The sequence below is a fragment of the Pseudomonadota bacterium genome, assembly GCA_016719885.1.
Taxonomy (GTDB): domain Bacteria; phylum Pseudomonadota; class Gammaproteobacteria.
Genome location: JADJYF010000011.1, coordinates 139,160 through 158,619, shown reverse-complemented (window position 1 = coordinate 158,619; position 19,460 = coordinate 139,160). Strand labels below are relative to the sequence as shown.

General features: G+C 67.5%; 16 protein-coding genes. 6 read left to right on the top strand and 10 right to left on the bottom strand.

The window, feature by feature from the left end:
• Window positions 1-51: 51 nt before the first annotated feature.
• Together IPM80_13045 and glnD are read right to left on the bottom strand one after the other, a co-directional pair.
• Window positions 52-1,188 (bottom strand): alpha-hydroxy-acid oxidizing protein, encoded by a 1,137-nt coding sequence (locus IPM80_13045; GenBank protein ID MBK8959326.1) that lies wholly within the window; start codon window positions 1,186-1,188, stop codon window positions 52-54.
• Window positions 1,189-1,224: 36 nt separating this feature from the next.
• Complete coding sequence (gene glnD, locus IPM80_13040; protein MBK8959325.1) at window positions 1,225-3,819, bottom strand: [protein-PII] uridylyltransferase; 2,595 nt, start codon at window positions 3,817-3,819, stop codon at window positions 1,225-1,227.
• 163 nt (window positions 3,820-3,982) lie between these two features.
• On the opposite strand from glnD, the gene IPM80_13035 reads away from it, so the two are divergent.
• From IPM80_13035 to IPM80_13025, 3 genes are read left to right on the top strand one after another with little or no spacing between them, the layout of a single operon-like run.
• A complete protein-coding gene (locus IPM80_13035; GenBank protein ID MBK8959324.1) occupies window positions 3,983-5,017 on the top strand; it encodes a GlxA family transcriptional regulator in 1,035 nt (344 codons plus the stop codon).
• On the top strand, window positions 5,017-5,739 hold the full coding sequence (locus IPM80_13030; protein MBK8959323.1) for a DJ-1/PfpI family protein: 723 nt from the start codon (window positions 5,017-5,019) through the stop codon (window positions 5,737-5,739). Before IPM80_13035 ends, IPM80_13030 begins: the two co-directional genes overlap by 1 nt.
• A 29-nt stretch (window positions 5,740-5,768) precedes the next feature.
• Window positions 5,769-6,077: a DUF1272 domain-containing protein gene (locus IPM80_13025; GenBank protein MBK8959322.1), complete on the top strand. Its 309-nt coding sequence runs from the start codon at window positions 5,769-5,771 to the stop codon at window positions 6,075-6,077.
• Window positions 6,078-6,093: 16 nt separating this feature from the next.
• Here IPM80_13025 and IPM80_13020 read toward each other — a convergent pair whose 3' ends face one another.
• Together IPM80_13020 and IPM80_13015 are read right to left on the bottom strand one after the other, a co-directional pair.
• A complete protein-coding gene (locus IPM80_13020; protein MBK8959321.1) occupies window positions 6,094-7,227 on the bottom strand; it encodes a PAS domain-containing protein in 1,134 nt (377 codons plus the stop codon).
• 230 nt (window positions 7,228-7,457) lie between these two features.
• Window positions 7,458-7,934, bottom strand: coding sequence for a VOC family protein (locus IPM80_13015; protein MBK8959320.1), 477 nt, complete (start codon window positions 7,932-7,934; stop codon window positions 7,458-7,460).
• A gap of 148 nt (window positions 7,935-8,082) precedes the next feature.
• On the opposite strand from IPM80_13015, the gene IPM80_13010 reads away from it, so the two are divergent.
• Window positions 8,083-8,394, top strand: a complete 312-nt coding sequence (locus tag IPM80_13010; protein ID MBK8959319.1) for a Rieske 2Fe-2S domain-containing protein — start codon at window positions 8,083-8,085, stop codon at window positions 8,392-8,394.
• 21 nt (window positions 8,395-8,415) lie between these two features.
• On the opposite strand, the gene IPM80_13005 is transcribed toward IPM80_13010, so the two are convergent.
• The 5 genes from IPM80_13005 to IPM80_12985 all read right to left on the bottom strand — a co-directional run bounded on the left by IPM80_13005 (window position 8,416) and on the right by IPM80_12985 (window position 16,012).
• Window positions 8,416-9,852: an amidase gene (locus IPM80_13005; protein ID MBK8959318.1), complete on the bottom strand. Its 1,437-nt coding sequence runs from the start codon at window positions 9,850-9,852 to the stop codon at window positions 8,416-8,418.
• A gap of 185 nt (window positions 9,853-10,037) precedes the next feature.
• The gene (locus IPM80_13000) at window positions 10,038-10,595 is read right to left on the bottom strand and encodes a hypothetical protein (GenBank protein MBK8959317.1); all 558 of its coding nucleotides are present in this window, start codon (window positions 10,593-10,595) and stop codon (window positions 10,038-10,040) included.
• A 79-nt stretch (window positions 10,596-10,674) separates the two neighbouring features.
• Entirely contained in the window at window positions 10,675-13,644 is a 2,970-nt protein-coding gene (locus IPM80_12995; protein MBK8959316.1) for a response regulator, read from the bottom strand.
• 122 nt (window positions 13,645-13,766) lie between these two features.
• A complete protein-coding gene (locus IPM80_12990; protein MBK8959315.1) occupies window positions 13,767-14,753 on the bottom strand; it encodes an LLM class flavin-dependent oxidoreductase in 987 nt (328 codons plus the stop codon).
• Window positions 14,750-16,012 carry an MFS transporter gene (locus tag IPM80_12985; protein ID MBK8959314.1) on the bottom strand — a complete coding sequence of 421 codons (1,263 nt, stop codon included), beginning with the start codon at window positions 16,010-16,012 and terminating at the stop codon, window positions 14,750-14,752. The genes IPM80_12990 and IPM80_12985 overlap by 4 nt, the downstream gene beginning before the upstream one ends.
• A gap of 162 nt (window positions 16,013-16,174) precedes the next feature.
• On the opposite strand from IPM80_12985, the gene IPM80_12980 reads away from it, so the two are divergent.
• The gene (locus IPM80_12980; protein ID MBK8959313.1) at window positions 16,175-17,587 is read left to right on the top strand and encodes an amidase; all 1,413 of its coding nucleotides are present in this window, start codon (window positions 16,175-16,177) and stop codon (window positions 17,585-17,587) included.
• A 24-nt stretch (window positions 17,588-17,611) separates the two neighbouring features.
• On the opposite strand, the gene IPM80_12975 is transcribed toward IPM80_12980, so the two are convergent.
• Complete coding sequence (locus IPM80_12975) at window positions 17,612-18,403, bottom strand: hypothetical protein (GenBank protein ID MBK8959312.1); 792 nt, start codon at window positions 18,401-18,403, stop codon at window positions 17,612-17,614.
• A gap of 196 nt (window positions 18,404-18,599) precedes the next feature.
• Between IPM80_12975 and IPM80_12970 the strand changes: the two genes are divergently transcribed.
• Window positions 18,600-19,415 (top strand): mechanosensitive ion channel family protein, encoded by an 816-nt coding sequence (locus tag IPM80_12970; protein MBK8959311.1) that lies wholly within the window; start codon window positions 18,600-18,602, stop codon window positions 19,413-19,415.
• Window positions 19,416-19,460: the final 45 nt, after the last annotated feature.

Here is a 19,460-nt window from a genome sequence, read left to right as displayed (position 1 = left end):
TTCGTGGCATTGGCGGCTCGGCATGCAGCGAATGTGCGAATAAATTCGCGCCTACGGGATCAGGATCTTCGAATCCACGCGGTTGATATCGGTATGGCCGCAGAACGCCATGCTGAGTTCGAGTTCGCGCGCGATGATCTCGAGCGCCTTGGCCACGCCCACTTCACCCAGCGCGCCCAGGCCATAGAGAAACGAGCGGCCGATCAGCGTGCCGCGCGCGCCCAGCGCCCAGGCCTTCAGCACGTCCTGGCCGCTGCGTATGCCGCCGTCCATCCACACTTCGATGCGCGAACCGACGGCGTCGGCGATGGCGGGCAGCGCCGAGATTGAACTCGGTGCGCCATCGAGCTGACGGCCGCCGTGATTGGACACGATCAGCGCATCGGCGCCGCTGTCCGCGGCCAGGCGTGCGTCTTCGACGTCCATGATGCCTTTCAGGATCAGCTTGCCGCCCCAGCGCTGCTTGATCCATTCGACATCGGCCCACGACAGGCGCGGATCGAACTGGCGCGCGGTCCACTCACCGAGCGAGCCGATGTTGTCGACGTCCTTCACGTGGCCAACGATGTTGCCGAAGTTGCGGCGCCGGGTGCCGAGCATCCCTAAGCACCAGCGCGGATGCAGGGCGAGATTGAGCAGGTTGGCGAGCGTCGGCTTGACCGGCGTCGACAGGCCGTTCTTGATGTCGCGATGGCGCTGGCCCAGCACCTGCAGATCCAGTGTCAACATCAAGGCCGAACAGCCGGCGGCCTTGGCGCGATCGATGAGGCCTTCGACGAAAGCGCGATCGCGCATCACGTAGAGCTGGAACCAGAACGGCGCCTTGGTATGCGCGGCGATGTCTTCAATCGAGCAGATGCTCATGGTCGAGAGCGTGAACGGAATGCCGAACTTCTCGGCCGCGCGCGCCGCCAGGATCTCGCCGTCGGCATGCATCATGCCGGTCGAGCCGGTGGGCGCGATCGCGACCGGCATCGCCACGTCCTGGCCGATCATGGTGGTGCGCAGCGAGCGGTTCTCCATGTTGACCGCCACCCGCTGGCGGAACTTCAGCGGCTTGAAATCCGCTTCGTTGGCGCGGTAGGTGCTCTCGGTCCACGAGCCGGTGTCGACGTAGTCATAGAACATGCGCGGCACGCGCTTCTTCATCAATACGCGCAGATCTTCAACAGTGGTGACGACGGTCACGCTGGTCTCCCCCCAAAGGAATCGGTGCGCCGGCGGTCAGGCCGCGGCGCTTTCCGGCGGATTCAATTCCGCCGCTAGTTGCAGCTTTTCGATCAGTCGTTCGACGTCGGCATCGGCGAGCTTCTGGCCGTGGCCATCGTGCACGAAGAACACGTCGACCGCCTTTTCACCGAAGGTCGCGATATTGGCGCCGCGCAGGTCGACGCCGGCGTCGGCGATGGCGGCGGCGAGGGTCGCGAGCAAGCCCTTGCGATCGGCCGCCACCACCTCGATGGCGGTCACCGACTTGGCGGCGGCCTCGAGGCTGCGCACCTCGACCGGCAGCGCCTTCATCAACACGTCGGGCTTGGCCGGGCGCTTGATGGCGGGCGGCTCCTCGCCGGCCAGCACCGCTTCCAGGCGCCGACGCAAACGTTCCATCTGGTCGCGCTCGCTCACCGCCACGTCGTTGGCATCGGTGATGTGGAATTCATCGAGGATGCGTCCGTCGCGCAAGGCGTAGGCGTGGGCGGTCAGGGCCTTGGTGTTGGCGTTGGCGAGCGCGGCGGTGAGATGGGAAAAGAGCTTGGGCCTGTCGTGTCCCCAGGCCAGCACCTGGGTGTAGCCCATCGATTCGTTGACCTCGAGATGGGCGCCGCTGTCGCGCGCCAGCAGGCGACACAGGTCCAACAGGCGCGCCGGCGGGAAATGCAGCATCAGTGAATTCGATACCGCCGCCAGCGAGGTCGCGACGGTATCGCGCTCGGCGGGGCCGGCGAGACCCAGCACGCTGTCGCGCCGCGACTGCAGGCGCTCGGCGTGATCGGCCGGCAATACCTGGCCGGTGCGCAGGAAGGCATCGGCGGCGCGATAGAGCTGCGCGAACAGCGTGCCCTTCCAGTCCGTCCACACGCCCGGCCCGACCGCCGTGACGTCGGCGACCGTCAACAGGAACAGGTAGACCAGGCGCTCGTGATCGCCGACGAAGCGGCAGAACTCGGCAATCACGCCGACGTCGGACAGATCGTAGTGCTGGGCGGTCTTGGAAAAACGCAGGTGGTGCAGCACCAGCCACGCCACCAGTTCGCCGTCGTCGTGGGACAAGCCCAGGCGCCGGCAGAAACGCCGCGCGAGGTTCTCGCCGATCTCGGAATGATCGCCGCCGCGGCCCTTGGCGATGTCGTGGTATAGCAAGCCGATATACAAAAGCTCGGGCCGCTCCAGCGCCGGCATCAGTTTCGAGGCCAGCGGCATGGTGATGAACTGGCCTTCGCCGAGGCGGAAATCACGCAGGATGTCGATGGCGCGGATGGTGTGCGCGTCCACCGTGTAGTGATGGTAGCGATCGAACTGGCAGTGGCCGGTGATGCGCCCGAAGTCGGGGATCAGGCGCCCCAGCACGCCGGTCTCGTGCATCTGGCGCAGCGCGGTCGCGACATTGCGCGGCGAACGCAGGATCGCGATCAGCATGTCGTTGGCGCGCGTCGACACGCGCAGCGCGGCATCGACCAGGCGTGCATGTTTGCGCACGATGCGCAGCGCGCGGCTGTTGAGGAAGCGCCGCTCTTTCTGCGCCTCGACGAAAATGCGGATGAGATTGTGCGGATCGGCGGCAAAGGCGTCGACGTCGTACACGCCGACCTCGCTGCCATGCACCTCGATACCGCCGTCGAGCCTGCGCCGCCGACGCAGGCGGCCGCCGGGCTTGATCTGCTCTTCGAAGTGCAGCAGGAAGATGTCCGCCAGGTCGGCGATGGTGCGCACGTTGAGGAAATAATTCTTGAGGAAGCGTTCCACCGCGCTCGAGCGTTCGCTGTCGCGATAGCGGAAACGCGCCGCGAGTTCGGGCTGCAGATCGAAGCGCAGCTTGTCGGTCTCGCGACCGGTGGCGAGATGCAGTGCGCTGCGCACCCGCCACAGGAAATCGCGGCTCTTCACGAAGGCGTTGAACTCGTCGTCCGACACCAGTCCCTGGCCAATCAGCTCGCGCGCGGTCGGCACGCCGTACCAGGCCATCGACAACCAGAAGATGGTGCTGACGTCACGCAGCGCGCCCTTGCCGTTCTTGAGTTCCGGTTCCATGCAGAACGCGGTATCGCCCTGGGCACGGCGCCGATCGGTGCATTCGTCTATCTTGAGGGTGCAGAACTCGATGCGTTCGCGGCGACTCCAGTGCTGCTGGCCGCTGCTCTTCAACAGTTCGGCGTAGAGCGCGCCGCTGCCGCTGACCATGCGCGATTCGAGCAGCGCGGTGCGCGCCTGGTGATTGTCGCGGGCAAACTTGCGCGCCTCCTTGACGGTGCGCACCGCGTGGCCGAGATGGGCGCCGCTGTCCCACACCGTCTGGCCGAAGGTCTTGATCGCCGCGTCGACGCGCGCGTCGTCGGCGTTCGGCACCAGGAACAAGAGATCCCAATCGGAATGCGGGCACAGTTCGGCGCGCCCGTAGCCGCCTACCGCCACCACGTCGACGCCGCGTGCCGCATCGCCCGCCACCCGTCGCCACAGGTCGACGATGAGCTCATCGACCGCGCCGCTCACGTACTTGACGATGGCGCGGCCGCCCTGCTGGGCATCGAGGCGGTTGTCGGCGGCTGCCATGATGGCCTGGCGACGCGCCTTGGCAAACTCGCGAAGATCGATATCCAGCACGTGGACGGGCTCCCCTGGGACGGCCTCCCGCGGAGGGCCGCTACAGTCGGAGCGTAGCAAGTCGAGGCGCGCGGCGAAAGGCAGGCGCGCGCCGGTCGGTGATGGCAGAAATGGTGGGCAGGAAGTCATTGCTGCCATACCGCCGCGAGGCCATGCTGGCGCCATGAAAACACCAAGCCGTGCCACCCCATCACCCGCCGCGCCGCGCGGTGCGCTGGTCATGCTGGCGTTCGAGGACGCCGAAGTGCTCGACATCGCCGGGCCGCTGGACATCCTGTGCGCGGCCGGCGCGCGCACACGCCAAGGTCGGCAACGCGCCTTGACGGTGTCCGAACACGGCGGCCTGGTGCGCACCTTCCCGAGCGGTCTCAGCCTCGACAGCGAACCCTTGGCCAGCGCCACGCGCATCGCCATCGACACGCTGCTGGTGCCGGGCGGCGTGGGTGTCGAGCAGGCGCTGACACGTCCCGCGCTGCTGCGCTTCATCGCGCGCCAGGCTGAGCGCGCGCGGCGCGTGGTGTCGATCTGCACCGGCAGTTTCCTGCTCGCCGCGGCCGGCCTGCTCGACGGCCGACGCGCCGCCACCCACTGGGCCTACAGCGCGGATTTTCGCGCGCGCTTTCCGGCCGTCGAGCTCGACGCCGAGGCGATCTTCGTCAACGACGGCAAGTACTACTGCTCGGCCGGCGTGACCGCCGGCATGGACCTCGCCCTGCACCTTGTCGAACAGGAACACGGGTCGGCGCTGGCGCTCGAAATAGCGCGACGCTGGTTGCTGTATGCCAGGCGCCCCGGCGGCCAGTCACAGTTCAGCACGCTGCTGCCGCCGCGCGCGCCCAGCCGCGGCACGCTGGCCGAGCTGTGCGCGTGGATGCCCGCGCACCTCGATGAAGATCTCAGCGTCAACGCGCTGGCCGCGCGCATGGCCATGAGCCCGCGCCATTTCGCGCGGGTCTTCCAGGCCGAGCTCGGCGTGACGCCGGCGCGCTTCGTCGAAGGCCTGCGCATCGAAGCCGCGCGTCGCTACCTGGAACGCGGCGAGCATTCGGTAGACAGCGTGGCCGGCGCCTGCGGCCTCGGCGCCAGCGAGCGCCTGCGCCGCGCTTTCCTGCGGCGCCTCGGTGTCAACCCGCGCGATTACCGCACGCGTTTCGAATCGTCCCCCACATCCCCAAGCTCAACGCGGAGCAAACACTGATGGATACACGTCTCAAGGTCGGCATCCTGTTGTTCGACGGCATGACCATGCTGGACGGCTTCGGCCCGTTGCAGGTGTTCGCCTTCGTGCCGCAATTCCATGCCTTCACGTTCGCGCGTGACAAGACGCCGGTGCTGAGCGATTGCGGCGCGCGTCTCACGCCCGATCATGATTTCGACGATTGTCCGCCGCTCGACATCCTGGTGGTGCCGGGCGCCGGCGATGTGCTGGGACCGATGCGCGACGCGCGCACCCAGGCTTGCCTGCAACGCCTGGGCGGCGGTGCGCGCTACGTGACGTCGGTGTGCACCGGCGCCCTGATCCTGGCCGAGGCGGGCCTGCTCGACGGTTATCGCGCCACCACCCATTGGGCCTGCCTGCCGCACTTGCGTCGTTACGAGAAAGTCGCGGTGGAAACGGCACGGGTGGTGGTGGACGGCAATCGCATCACCGGCGGCGGCGTCACCGCCGGCATCGATTTCGCGTTGACGGTGGTGGCCGAAGTGGGCGGCGCGCCGCTCGCGCAGACCATTCAACTGCTGCTGGAGTACCAGCCGGCGCCGCCCTTCGACTGCGGCTCGCCCGCCACCGCGCCGGCCGCGATCCGCGAGCAGGTGCTGGGTTTGTTCGGGCCCGAACTCGAACGGCTCGAGGCCCATCTCGAGCATCGCGCGCGCAGTAGCTGGCCCGCATGCGTACCTCAGCATCGAGTGTCAGACTGAAGTCTGACCCACAGTCCGGAGCCAAGACCATGCTCGAATTGCGACCGACCTGCGAACACTGCAACCGCGCGCTGCCGCCCGACAGCGAAGAGGCCATGATCTGCAGCTATGAATGCACCTTCTGTCGGCGCTGCGTGGAGGAAGTGCTGGACAACGTGTGTCCCAACTGCGGCGGCGGCTTGTGCGCGCGACCGATACGGCCGCGCGAGGATCGCAAGGGCGGCAATTACCTCGGCGCCGATCCGGCCAGCACCACGGTCAAGCATCGGCCGGTCGACATCGCGGCCCATCGCGTGTTCGCGGCGCACCTCGCCGGGCTGCCGCCGGCGCAGCGCTGAACCCCGCGCCGGCGTCTTACGTCGGGAACAACAGGCGGATCAGGGTGCCCTCGCCGATGCGAGATTCGACGATGATGTGGCCGCCCAGGCCGTGCATGATGCCGTGCACCACCGACATGCCGAGGCCGGTGCCCTTGCCGACCTCCTTGGTGGTGTAGAAGGGCTCGAAGATCTGCGGCACGCACTCGGCGGCGATGCCGCAGCCGTCGTCGCGTACCGCGAGTTCGACGTAGCGGCCGCTGAAATGTGCGCGGCAGTCACTGCAGGTCGTATCCAGTGCGCGTGGTGCACGCAGCACCACCGTCATGCGCCCGACATCCCGCACTTCGCGAATGGCGTCGCGCGCGTTGATGGCGAGATTGAACAACAGCTGGTGCATGTCGGCCGGCGCTATCGGCAGTTCGGGGATGTCTTCCAGCGTCTCGTCGATGGTGAGCGTAGCCGGTAGCGCGGCGCGCAGCAGCTTCACTATCTCTTCAATCACCGCGCGCGTGCTGAGCGTGGCGTCCAGCTCGCCGCTGCGCGGGCCGCGACTGAAGATCTGCATCTTCTGCACGAGGTCGGCGGCGCGCTCGGCGCCGACCACGATCTCGTGCAGGTAGCCGCGCACCTTGCTGTCGGCGTCGAGCTGCTTGTTGGCCAGCGCCAGCTTGGCGTAGCCCAGCACACCGGTCAGGATGTTGTTGAAGTCGTGGGCGATGCCGCCGGCCAACTGACCGATGGCCTCCATCTTCTGCGCGCGCAGGAACTGCGCCTCGAGGCGCTGATGATCCTGCTCGGCGGCCTTGCGCGCGTCGATGTTCCACATCACGCCGTCCATGTACAGCGCGCGTCCCGCCTCGTCATAACGGGCATGGCCGCGCGAGATCAGCCAGTGGACGCTGCCGTCGGGCCACACCGCGCGAAATTCGAACTCGCAGTCGCCCTGCCTGGCGATGGCTTGTTCGATGGTGTTGGCGACCAGCGCGCGGTCGTCGCGATGGATCATGCGGAACGACAGGGCGCGATCCAGGGCCTGGCCGGGCGGCAGGCCGAACAGGCGCGCCGAGCGCGCCGAGTAGCGGGCGCTGTTGTCGACCAGGTTCCAGCGCCAGGTGCCGAGCCGCGCGCCTTCCACGGCGAAACGCAGCAGATCCTCGCTCTCGTTCATGGCCGTGGGCTCGCGTCGAGATCCAAATTTGCAACACTCGAGATATGCATGGCGTTCAGTCACTCCCGCTAGCCACCGTGAGCGGCGCGCCGCCCAGGCGGATGTCGAGTTCAGTGATAGTCGCGTTTGCGAGTCGGGCGACGGACGTGCACGCCGCGTGGTTCAGGCGGCGTGGACCCACAATACAGCTTAACAGCGGCCACAAGTCCAGAACTTGTAGAACGCAGCGCTCAGGGACGCGCCTTGGGCGGTGGCCGGGTGAGCGTGGCCAGCGCATCCCTGCCGCTGGTGCGCAGCGGAAAATCGGCGTGGTCGACCTTGAGCTCGATGGTGTGGCCGTCGGGATCGGGCACGTAGACCGAGGTACCGAAGCCGGTGGCGCCGTACAGCTCGACCGGCCCCCACTCCACCGGCACGTCGTGGGCCGCGAGATGGTCCAGCACCTCGCCCATGTCGCCATCGATCAGCACGCACAGGTGGTCGATGCCGCGCGAGGCCTTGGTGGCGAGCCCGGTGCCGGCCGGCACCACCTGCAGGTCGATGAGGTGGCGCCCGCAGCGCAGCTGGTAGATGCCGAAGTCCTCGATGATGCGCTCGAGCTTCATGCCCAGCACCTCGCAGTAGAAATGCAGGGTGCGTTCGATGTGGGTGACCTTGAGCACCACGTGATCCAGGCCGTGATAGCGAAACGGAGGGGCGGATGCCATGGGGAAACCTCGTGGGCCGGCGACTTGAGGCGTTCACCCTACTGCGCCGCCGGCGTGGCGTCGAGCCTCGAGCGCGCCGGCCGGCGAACCGTCGTCGCGAACACTGCGCTCGGGCACAATGCGGCGAACCGTTCACGAGCCTCCGACCATGCCGCGCGTCGCCCTGCTTGCCGTCGCCGAAGTCTTGCCGCACAGCCTGCGACGCATCGAAATCGCCGGCCGTGCGCCGCTGCTGTTGATCGCGAGCGGGCAGGCTTACCACCTCATGGACGACACCTGCAGCCATGGCGCCGCCTCGCTGGCGGAGGGCGAATTGCTCGGCGACGAGATCCTGTGCCCGCATCATCGCGGCGGTTTCGACATCCGCAGCGGCGCCGCGACGCGCGCGCCCTGCGCGCAGGCGCAACGTTGCTACGCGGTCAGCGTCGACCACGGCGTGCTGTACGCCGAGCTCGACTGATACGCGCCGACGCGCCGCGCCTCAGCCACACACCGGTGGCTTGCGTCCGCGCCACGGCCGCGCCGATTCGATCTGTCCGGCCACGCGCAACAGCAACGCCTCGTCGGCATCGCGCGCCACGAACTGCACGCCAATCGGCAGCCCTGCGCGCGACCAGCCCATCGGCACCGACATGGCCGGCGAGCCGGCGGCATTGAAGGGCGAGGTATAGCAGCAGTCCGGCCCCATGCGCGTGTCGTCATAGGCATCGACATCGAGGTTCATGTCGTAATAACCATGGGCGCGCGGCAGCATCGGCACGGTCGGCATCAGCCACAGGTCGAAGGCCGCCATGCGCGTCAGCAGGTCGCGACAGGCAAGGCGCATGGCCTCGATGTGATTGGAGTGATCGGTGGCGGTGTAACGTCGCCCCTTTTCGATCATCGACCAGTACAGGGGCGCCATGTCGGCCGGCGTCGCCGCGCGCCCCACCAGCGGCGCCATGGCGTCGAAGAAACACGCGGTCTGCACCGCCACCAGCGCGGTGTAGGTCTTGTACAAGGGCCAGAAGTCGTAGGGCACGGCTTGCGGTTCGATGTCGTGGCCGAGACTCTCGAGCAGGCGGCCCGCTTCTTCGACGGCCTGGCGGATCTCGGCATCGAGCGGCGTGCCGTGCGCGGGCGTGTCGGTGACGATGGCGATGCGCAAGCGCCCCGGATCGACGCCGACCTCGGACACGAACGGACGCGCGGGCCGCGGCAGCCCATAGGGTTCGCCAGGCAAGGCGCCGGCCGTGACATCGAGCAGCGCGGCGCTGTCGCGCACACTCAGCGACACGCAGTGCAAGGTCGCGCCGCCGTACCAGAAATCGACCACGCCGGGCGCGAGCGAAATGCGCCCGCGCGCCGGCTTGAGTCCGAACAGACCACAGTTCGCCGCCGGCACGCGTATCGAGCCGCCGCCGTCGGAGGCGTCGGCCATGGGCAGCACGCGCGCCGCGACCGCCGCCGCCGAGCCACCGCTGGAACCGCCCGGCGTGCGCTCGAGATGCCAGGGACTGCGCGTGATGCCGTGCAGGCTCGATTCGGTGCTGAGCGCCCAGCCATTCTCCGGCGAGGTGCTTTTGCCGAACGGGATCATGCCGGCCGCCTGCATGCGTTCGAGCAGCAGCGAATCAGCGGGCGCGCGCAGGTCCTTGAGGTAAGGCACGGTGTTGGTGAAGGGCTGGCCAGCCCAGCTGCTGGCGAGTTCCTTGACCAGCCACGGCACGCCCGCCAGTGGCCCGCGTGGCAGGCGCGGTGAATCCGCCGCCGCGCGCGCCACGTCGTAAGCACGATGAGAGAGAAAATTCAGCGCCGGGTTGACCGCCTCGGCGCGCGCGATCGCTTCATCGATGATTTCACGCGCCGACAGCTTGCCGGTGCGCACCAGGTCTGCCAGCCCGACCGCGTCGTATTGATCATATTCCGGCAAGGCCACGGTCATTCTCCCAGTGCAAGGCTTGGCGGAGTATGGCGCGTCGCGAGCCCGAGGTGAGCCCACCGAATGGGGAAGCTCGGCATGCCCGAAGCGGCGGTAGCGGCAAGGCCTCGCGCGCGCAACGCATGCATTGGCACGCGCGAGTGCGTGGCGCCGGACGCCGTCATGCGCTCACTCCTGGCGGCTCAGTCCCACACCAGGCGTTCGTTGTATACGAAATGCTGGCGGGCGCCCGGCATCAGTGCGATCCAGCGCCCCTCCTCCATCGCCCATTGCGTGACTTCGGGCTGGCTGTAACGCTGCGGCGTGGCATCGTTGGCCGGCGCGGCGAGTTCCGCCCCGAGCAGGCGCGCGGCGATGTCGTGGTCGAGATCTTCCTGGAACGACAGCGTGACGCTGGTGACGCCGCCATCGACACGCACCGTGCGTCCCTCGATGGCGACCAGTTGCCAGCCGCGCGCATCGAGATCCATTTGCCGCGCATAGGTTTCGTAGGGCACGACGGCCGCGAAACGCGGGCCGCGCAGCGCGTAGGTGGTCTGCCAGTCATGGCCTTGCTCGGCCTGGTAGTAGTCGATGATGGCCTGGCTGAGCGCGGCGTCGCCGAGTTCATCGAGACCGCCGGCGCGAAGCATGTCGTCGGCCGCCGCGACACCGGCCGCCAGCAGCAGCGCGAGGCCGCAGGTGCGCGCCATGCGTAGCCAGCGCGCCGCGCCTGTCATCCCTGCCCGTTTCGTTGCCATGCCTGTCGTCTCTTTCAATTCGGATCGCGGCGCGCATGGTAGCAGGCCGACTCGCCGACGTTCAGGACGACGTGCAGGATCAGTCGGACGACTCGCTGGCGAGCGACGTGAGCGACGAAGCGCGCACGGCTTCGCCGATGCCCTTCAGCACTTCGTCGAAATCGACGGGCTTGCTGAACACGCCGCGCACACCCAGGCTTTGCGCCATCAAGGTATCGAGCCGGTCGCTGTAGCCGGTGCAGATGAACACCGGCAACTCGGGACGCCGCGACAGGATCTGGCGCGCCAGGCTGTCGCCGGACAGCTCCGGCATGGTCATGTCCAGCACCATCGCGTCGAAACCCTCGGGGTGCGCGAGAAAGGTCGACAGCGCCGCACCGCTGTCGTTGAAGGTCACCACGCGATAGCCGTTGCCTTCCAGCAATTCCTGCCACAGGCGCGTGAGCGCCGGTTCATCATCGACCACCGCGATGCGTGCGCCGCCGCCATTGTCGAGGGCGGCCTTGAGATCGGCGCCGACGTCGGTCGGCGCGACGCCCGTGTGGGGCGGGAACAACAGTTCGAAGCGCGTGCCGTGGCCCGCGTCGGAACTCAACAGGATATGGCCGTTGGCGTCGTGCACGATGCCATGCACCATGGCGAGACCGAGGCCGGTGCCCTTGCCGACTTCCTTGGTGGTGAAGAACGGTCTGAACACTTCGGCCTGGCTCTCGGGCGGGATGCCCGGGCCGTCGTCGGCCACGCTGACCGCCACGTACTCGCCGGAGAATTCACACTGACAGGACGCGCACACACCGCGCTCGACCTTGCGCAGACGCACGCCGAGAGTCAAATGGCCCTGGCCGTGCATGGCATCGCGTGAATTGATGGCGAGGTTCATCACCGCCTGGTGAAAGGCCACCGAACTGACCGCCACCGCCGGCAGTCGCTCGTCGTATTCGCGCACCACCGACATGCTGGCCGGCAGCACCGCGCCCAGCAGTTTCGTCACCTCTTCGAGCGTGGGCTGTGGCTGCAACACGTCGAGCACCGCGTCCGGCTTGTCGGCGCGGCTGAAGCGCATCATCTTGGTGACCAGGTCGCGCGCGCGCTCGGCGCCGTGTTGCACCTCGGTGAGGTAATTGGCGAGCTTGCTGTCGGGGTCGGTCACTTCACGCGTCAGCGCCAGGGTGGTGAAGCCCAGCACGCTGCCGAGGATGTTGTTGAAGTCATGGGCGATGCCGCCGGTCAGCTGGCCGATGGCTTCCATCTTCTGCGCCTGGGTCAGCTGGCTGCGCAGGCGATCGCGTTCCTGCTCGGCGAGCTTCTGATCGGTGATGTCCATCACCACGCCGCTCCACGCCACTTCGCCGCGCTCTTCAGGATGCGGCTGACCGAGGGTGCGGATCCAGCGCACGCCGCCGCGAATGAGGTAACGCATCTCGAGACTTACCGGCCCATGCAACTGGCGGCTGCGCGAGCGTATGCGCTGGTACTCGGCCAGATCGTCCGGATGCACGATCTTGAGCGGCGTGGTCGGGTCGCGCAGCATGCGCTCCTGGGTGACGCCCATCAGCCGGCAGTATTGCGGGCTGACATAGGTGTAGCGGTAGCCGCCTTCCCGGTCGATGCTGAGCGAGAACAGGCCGACCGGCAGGCGCACGGCCAGTTCCTCGAAACGTTGTTCCGAGGCCTGCAGGGCGGCGAGCGCGGTGGCGCGCTCGGCTTCACGTCGGTAGTTGTCGAGCGCGAAGGAGACGTCGAGCGCCACTTCCTCGAGCGTCGGCACCGCGTAGGCGCCGAAGTACTCGGGGTCGCGCGCGTAGAGGTTGAGCGAACCGACCACCACGTCGTCACGCCGAATTGGCACGGCCGCGCCGTGATAGCCGGCGCGCAGCGCCTGGTGGTGCCAGGGCGTCGGCGGCGGATCGACATCGCGACTGGCACTGAACAGGAACTTGTTCAGCAACAAGGTCGGCGCGAAGGGCCACTCCTGGCGCGCTTGTCCGCCGCCGGCGTCGATGACATCGCGAGCCTCGCCGGCCTGTGCCACCACGCGCGTGACACCAGCGTCAGCGTCGAGCAGGCCTATCCACGCAAACGAGAACTGGCCGAATTCGACGGCCACTTCACATACGCGCGGGAACAGCGACGCTTCGTCGGGGCAGCGTACGATGGCCTGGTTGGTCTGCGACAGCTGCGAATACAGGCGCGACAGCCGCGCCAGCTCGCGATCGAGAACACCGGCGCGGCGCGCGTTGAACCACAGCAGCACCGCCACCACCAGCGTCAACACCACGGACATGATGGCGAGGCCGAAAGGAGTGTCGTACCAACCGGCGCGCTGCCCGGCCAGGCGTAACGAACCGATCACCGGCACGGCCAGCGTGATGATCATGAGCGTATTGCGCGCGGCCGCCGCCGATGGCGTGGGCTGCGAGAAATCCGCTATCCAGCCGCGATTGGCGGTCACCGCCATCACGCCGAGACCGAGCAGCAGAAAGGCCAAGGCCGAATGGGGCGCGATGGAAGCGAGCCCGCCGGAGCGATACAAGGTCTCGGCGGTATACAGGTAACCGTAGGTCACGGTCAGCATCAGCACGCTGAGCAGGGTGGCGAGATTCTGCGGAAGATTGCGTTGACGTGCCGCGGGCAAGGCGAGGGACGACAGGGCGCCGGCGCCGAGTACCAGAGACAGCGCCGTGACCGGCGCCATGCGCGCCGGGAACCGTTGATAGCTCTCCCACTCGACGGGCGGCGCCAGCAGCGCGTCGATGCCGAAGTCCAGCGCCCACAGGTATTCGGCCAAGGTCATGAGACCGATGACCATCACTGGCAGTGCCAGCAGCAGCATGGCCACGCTCGGCCGCGCGGCGTGCGCGGGGTTGCGTTCGCGCCCGACCGCGATGAACAGCGCGCCGCCCAGCAACACGCTGCCCAGCGCTGTATTGACCTTCATGGTGGCGAAGCCCGGCACCAGGGACTTCATCTGGTCGATATCCGCCAGCCAGCCCAGCAGCACCACCGCGCCTATGGCGACCATGGCAAGGCTCGCCACGGCGGCCAGCATCAACTGCTGGTCTCTTATCTGCCTACGCATTCGCCGGGCCCCCGTCCGTCACGCCCGGTATTTGTACCACGATGCCGAAATACGTCACCTTGATCCGGGGCGGCATTCGAGGCGCCGCAGGTTCAGCGCTCGCGCAAGGCGGCGGCCAGGCGGTAGGAATTGAGGCGTGCGCCGTGATCGTGAATCTGCGCGGTGAGCATGAGTTCGTCGGCCTGGGTGCGGGCGATGAATTCATCGAACCTGGCGCGTGCGCTGTCGGGCGCGCCGACGATGGCAAAGCGCAGGGCGCGGTCCACACCGGCCTTCTCGCCCGGCGTCCAGTAGTCATCCATGGAATCGAGCGGCGGCTGCACCTTGCCCGGCGCGCCTCGGAACAGGTTGGTGAACTGCTGCTGGGCGGACGTGAACAGGCGCCGCGCCTCGGCGTCGGTGTCGGCCAGCACGCAGTTCACACCCAGCATGACGTAGGGTTTTTCCAGACGGGGCGAGGGCTGGAAGTAGCGCCGGTAGACGTCGAGCGCATCGAGCAGCATCTCCGGCGCGAAGTGCGAGGCGAACGCATAGGGCAGGCCGAGCGTCGCGGCGAGCTGCGCACCGAACAGGCTCGAGCCCAGGATCCATACCGGCACCTCGAGACCACAGCCCGGCACCGCCTGGATGGCCTGGCGCGGCTGCGCCGGTTCGAACAGCGACAAGAGTTCGGCGACGTCCTGCGGAAAGCGCTCGGCGGCGCTGATGGCATCGCGCCGCAGGGCGCGCGCGGTGATGCCATCGGAGCCCGGCGCGCGACCGAGCGCGAGATCGATGCGGCCGGGATACAGCGATTCCAAGGTGCCGAACTGCTCGGCGATGACCAGCGGCGAATGGTTGGGCAGCATCACGCCGCCGGCGCCGACCCGTATGCGTTCGGTACCGCTGGCGATGTGGCCGACCACCACCGCGGTGGCGGCGCTGGCGATGCCGACCATGTTGTGGTGCTCGGCCAGCCAGTAGCGCTGGTACCCCCACTGCTCGGCATGGCGGGCGAGATCGAGGCTGTTGCGAAACGCATCGGCCGGCGTGTCGCCGACCACCACCGGGCACAGGTCGAGAACGGAGAACGGGATCATGCGCGCGCTTGCTCGATGGGTTTGACAAAACAGGCCGCGCCGAAGCCGGCGGCGGCGCCGAACATCACGTAATAGGCCGCCGCATACGGGTCGCCGGTCGTGCCTATCAACCAGGTGACGATGAACTGCGCGAAGCCGCCGAACAGCATCACCGCCAGGTTATACGCCAACGACAGGCCGGTGGAACGCGCGCCGGGCGGGAACTGCTCGGCGACGGCGGTCGCGACCGGGCCGAAGTAGAAAGCGAACAGCACGCAGACCGTGACCTGCAAAAGCAGGAGATTGGCGATGGTCGGCGCCGCGTGCACACGGTGGAACAGCGGCAGCAACACGCACAGCATGGCCGCCGAACCGAACATCAACAAGGGCCGGATGGCGATGCGATCGGCCAGCCAGCCGGCGGTGGGCGTCAGGACGGACAGCGTCACCAGCGCCAGCACCTGCACCTTGAAGGCATCGCGGGCGCTGAATTTGAGCTCGTGCTGGGCGAAGGTCGGCATGTAGATGAGGATGACGTAGTAGGTGATGGTGCCGCAGATCACGAGGCCGAAAGTCACCAGCACGCCGCGCAGGTTTTCATGCAGCATGGTCATCAGGGGCAGGCGCTCGGCGCCCGACTTCTGGTGATCGAGAAACGCATCGCTCTCCTCGAGATGACGCGCGATATAGACGCCGACCGGCGCGATCAACAGGCCCACCGCGAACGGCAGGCGCCAGCCCCAGGCCATGGTCTGCTCGGGGGTCAGCGCCACGCTCAGCGCCATGCCCGCGCAGGCGCCGCCGAGCGCCGCCAGGGCCTGGCCGATCTGGGTCATGGAACCGTACAGTCCCTTGCGTCCGGGCGGCGCGACTTCCACCAGGAACGACGTCGCGATGGCGTACTGGCCGCCGGTGGCGAAGCCCTGCAGGAGCCGCGCGAACACGATCAGGGCCGGCGCGATATAGCCGATGCTGGCGTAGGTCGGCGCGAAGGCGATGGTGAGCAGCGACACCGTCATCAGCGCGATGATGATCTGCATCGCCGCCTTGCGCCCCTTGCGGTCGGCATAGATGCCCATCAGCACGCCACCGATGGGACGCATGACGAAACCCACGCCGAAGGTCGCGGTGGTTTTCAGCAGGCGGATGTATTGATCATCGCCGGGAAAGAACAGGTCGGCGATCAATACGCTCAACATGCCGAACACGACGAAGTCGTACCACTCGAGCGCGTTGCCGAGCACGGCAGCGGCCACCTGTTTCTCGCGTGACGCAGGCATGACTATCCCTGGAATTGAAGGCCGGTGCAGGGTACTTGAACGGCGCGGAGGCAACAACGGCGCTCGGTGTGCGAATGAATTCGCACCTACAGGCACCGGATTGACGCCGCCGCGCCCGCGCCGCCATAGTTCGGCCATTCCTCCAACGCACGAGACCGGCCCATGAGCAGCACGCCGCTTCATTATCTCGATCTGACCGAACTCAGCGCCGAACTGCGCAGCCGGCGCCTGTCACCGGTGGCGGTGACGGAGGCCATGCTGGCGCGCATCGCCGAGCTCGATCCGACCTTGCTGAGCTACGTGACGACCATGGCCGACACCGCGCGCGAAGAAGCGCGGGCCGCCGAACGCGAAATCGCGGCCGGGCGCTATCGCGGGCCGTTGCACGGCGTACCTCTGGCGGTGAAGGACCTGTGTGACGCGACCGGCGTGCCGACCTCGGCCGGCATGCCGCGTGTGCGCGCCAAGGTCGCGCCAGCGACCAGCGATGCGACGGTCGTGGCGCGCTTGCGTGCCGCCGGCGCCGTGATCCTCGGCAAGCTGCAGCTCACCGAAGGCGCGGTGGCGCATCATCATCCCGACATCGTGCCGCCCATCAATCCGCACCAGGCCGGCTATTGGAGCGGCGCATCGTCCAGCGGCACCGGCGTGGCAGTGGCCGCCGGCCTGTGCTTCGGCGGGCTCGGCTCCGACACCGGCGGCTCGATCCGCTTTCCGTCCTTCGCCAACGGCATCACCGGTTTGAAACCGACCTGGGGACGCGTGAGTCGCGCCGGCGTGTTCGCCTTGTCGTGGTCGCTCGATCACATCGGGCCGATGGCGCGCAGCGCCGCCGATTGCGCCCTGATGCTGAATGCACTCGCCGGCGCCGATGCCGCCGACCCGACCGCGCTGTGCGCACCGGTGCCGGATTACAGCTACCGGCTCGATGGCGATCTGAAGGGTCTGCGCGTGGGCCTGGACGAAGATTTCGCGACCCGCAACGTCGATGCCGCGACCGTCGCCGCCATGCGCGAATGCCTGTCGGTGTTGAAAGACGCCGGGGCGACGGTGGTGCCGGTGCGCTTTCCCGACACGGCCGCCGCGCTGGCGGCATGGACGCCGCTCGCCTGTGCCGAAGTCGCCGCCTATCACGCCGCCACCTACCCGGCGCGCGCGGCCGAATATGGTCCGGGCCTGGCCGGCCTGCTGGACATCGGCATCGCCACCTCGGGCATCGACTATGCGCGCGCCCATGACGTGCGCCAGGCCCTGCGCGGTGAGTTCGCGCACCTGTTCCAGGGCGTGGACGTGGCGATCTCGCCGGCACTGGCGCGCCAGAACCTGACGCTCGAGGATTTCGCGGCCTTCGGCAACAAGGACGATGACTGGCCCAACCTGCTGCGCTTCACCGCGCCGTTCGATATCAGCGGCACGCCGACCTTGTCGCTACCGGCCGGGCGTAATGCCGACGGCGCGCCTTTCGGCTTCCAGCTGGTGGCGGGACATTTGCAAGAAAGCCTGCTGCTGCGCGCCGGTCATGCCTGGCAGCGCGCCACCGCGCATCACCGGCTGCGCCCGCGGCTGGCGCCGTGACGAGCCGGCGGCGCCTGCTGCGCGTCAATCGTCCGCGTTGACGTTCAACTGGTCGATATGCAAACCGCCGGAGACGGCGGTGCCGGTGATGCGGATCTGGTTGGGTTGCGCCGTCTGATCGAAATCGCACAGCGACAGGAAATGGGTGGCGTACCACACCGCCTTGGCTTCGGCCGCCAGCGTGCCATCGCGGCCGTAATAGTCTTCGTTGGCGCCCATGATGCGATGTTTGAGCCCCAGGCTGCGCGCCAGCGCGTCGTTGGCCACCACGCTGCGCGCGGCGCCGAAGCTCACCAGTTCCACCGACGGCACATTCCATAGCGGTTGGTTGAGCGCGAGGTAACGCTTCACGCGCTCACGCCATTCGGGCTCCCTGAGACGCGCGGTCGGGTCGAACAGCAGGAGCCGCGCCGGCATCTTGCGATCGAGGCAGCGCTGCCACACGCCGGGCAACAGGCAGTTGCCGGGCGCGGTGGCGAACAGCACGGCGAGCTGCGCATCGTCGTAGGCGTTGGTGCCGCAGGCGAAACGCATGATCTGGAATGTCTGGTCCTTGCGCGCTGCCGCGTATTCGATCAGTTCCTTGATATAGACGCCGAGCATCTTCAAAGGCAGCAACTGACATTCGACGCCGCGGAAAGGAATCGCGTAGGCATTGCCCGACGGACCGTTGGCCACGCCGATCGCCGCGCCATGCGCGCGCGCCGCGAAGGCGGCGCCGGGCAGGTCGTGCCGACCGGCCTGGTCGGTGCCGAATACGTGGACGGGCTCGGCCGCGGGAATACCGGATAACGCATGGGACGCTTCGGCCGCCATCTTCTACCTCACGACGGTGGTTCCTGGAAGTTCGATCCCAAGGCCCAAGCGGCGAGGAATCGGCGAACCCACTCAGTAGCGGCCGTGACGTGTCAAAACTGTTAGGGCGCAGGCGCGTCGCCGCGCGAATCGCCGCAGGCGCTCACGCGCTGCTATGCTCAGGCTCGTGACACCATCCAACGGAGAGGAGAGCACCATGGATTCGCTGCAAGGTTACGGACTCATCGCCCGCCAATACGTCACGGAAGGCGCGCTCAAGGTCGGCGCCGCACTGCTGTTCTGGATCGTCGGCCGCTGGTTGATAGGGCTGGTCGGACGCCTGCTGCAGGAGCTCATGCAACGCCAGAAGGTCGACCCGACCTTGATGCGTTACTTGGGCAACATCCTGTCGGTGATGCTCAACATCGCGCTGGTGGTGGCCATCCTCGGCTACTGCGGCATCGAGACCACGAGCTTCGCGGCCCTGGTCGCCGGCGTCGGCATCGCCATCGGCGCGGCCTGGGGCGGCTTGCTGTCCAACCTCGCGGCCGGCGCCTTCCTGATCGTGTTGAAACCGTTCAAGGTCGGTGACTTCATCTCGGCCGGCGGCGTGACCGGCACGGTCAAGGAGATCGGCCTGTTCGCCACCGCCATCGACACGCCCGACAACGTGCTGACCATCATCGGCAACAACAAGATCTTCGGTGACAACATCCAGAACTACAGCCACAACCCGGTCCGCCGCGTCGAGCTGAAATGCCAGCTGGCCGGCAGCGCCGATCACGTGGCGGCCATGGAACTGTTGCGCACACAGATGGCCGCCATCGCCAACGTCGCCAAGACGCCGGCGCCGGAAGTCGAGATCCTGGAATTCAACCTGGTCGGACCGGTGCTGGCGGTGCGTCCGTTCTGCCATAACGATCATTACTGGCAGGTCTACTTCGACGGCAACCGCGCCATCCGCGAGTCGCTGGCGGCGGCCGGCTTTCCGGCGCCGACGCCGGCGCAGGTGGTGTTCACGCGCGCCGGCTGAGGTCTTGCCCGTAGGTGCGAATTCATTCGCACACTCGCATCGATG

Excerpts from the sequence above, each read along its gene's own strand:
- IPM80_13035 (MBK8959324.1), top strand. The coding sequence starts at position 3,983 with ATGAAAACACCAAGCCGTGCCACCCCATCACCCGCCGCGCCGCGCGGT.
- IPM80_13030 (MBK8959323.1), top strand. The coding sequence starts at position 5,017 with ATGGATACACGTCTCAAGGTCGGCATCCTGTTGTTCGACGGCATGACC.
- IPM80_13025 (MBK8959322.1), top strand. The coding sequence starts at position 5,769 with ATGCTCGAATTGCGACCGACCTGCGAACACTGCAACCGCGCGCTGCCG.
- IPM80_13020 (MBK8959321.1), bottom strand. The coding sequence starts at position 7,227 with ATGAACGAGAGCGAGGATCTGCTGCGTTTCGCCGTGGAAGGCGCGCGG.
- IPM80_13015 (MBK8959320.1), bottom strand. The coding sequence starts at position 7,934 with ATGGCATCCGCCCCTCCGTTTCGCTATCACGGCCTGGATCACGTGGTG.
- IPM80_13010 (MBK8959319.1), top strand. The coding sequence starts at position 8,083 with ATGCCGCGCGTCGCCCTGCTTGCCGTCGCCGAAGTCTTGCCGCACAGC.
- IPM80_13000 (MBK8959317.1), bottom strand. The coding sequence starts at position 10,595 with ATGGCAACGAAACGGGCAGGGATGACAGGCGCGGCGCGCTGGCTACGC.
- IPM80_12995 (MBK8959316.1), bottom strand. The coding sequence starts at position 13,644 with ATGCTGGCCGCCGTGGCGAGCCTTGCCATGGTCGCCATAGGCGCGGTG.
- IPM80_12990 (MBK8959315.1), bottom strand. The coding sequence starts at position 14,753 with ATGATCCCGTTCTCCGTTCTCGACCTGTGCCCGGTGGTGGTCGGCGAC.
- IPM80_12985 (MBK8959314.1), bottom strand. The coding sequence starts at position 16,012 with ATGCCTGCGTCACGCGAGAAACAGGTGGCCGCTGCCGTGCTCGGCAAC.
- IPM80_12980 (MBK8959313.1), top strand. The coding sequence starts at position 16,175 with ATGAGCAGCACGCCGCTTCATTATCTCGATCTGACCGAACTCAGCGCC.
- IPM80_12975 (MBK8959312.1), bottom strand. The coding sequence starts at position 18,403 with ATGGCGGCCGAAGCGTCCCATGCGTTATCCGGTATTCCCGCGGCCGAG.
- IPM80_12970 (MBK8959311.1), top strand. The coding sequence starts at position 18,600 with ATGGATTCGCTGCAAGGTTACGGACTCATCGCCCGCCAATACGTCACG.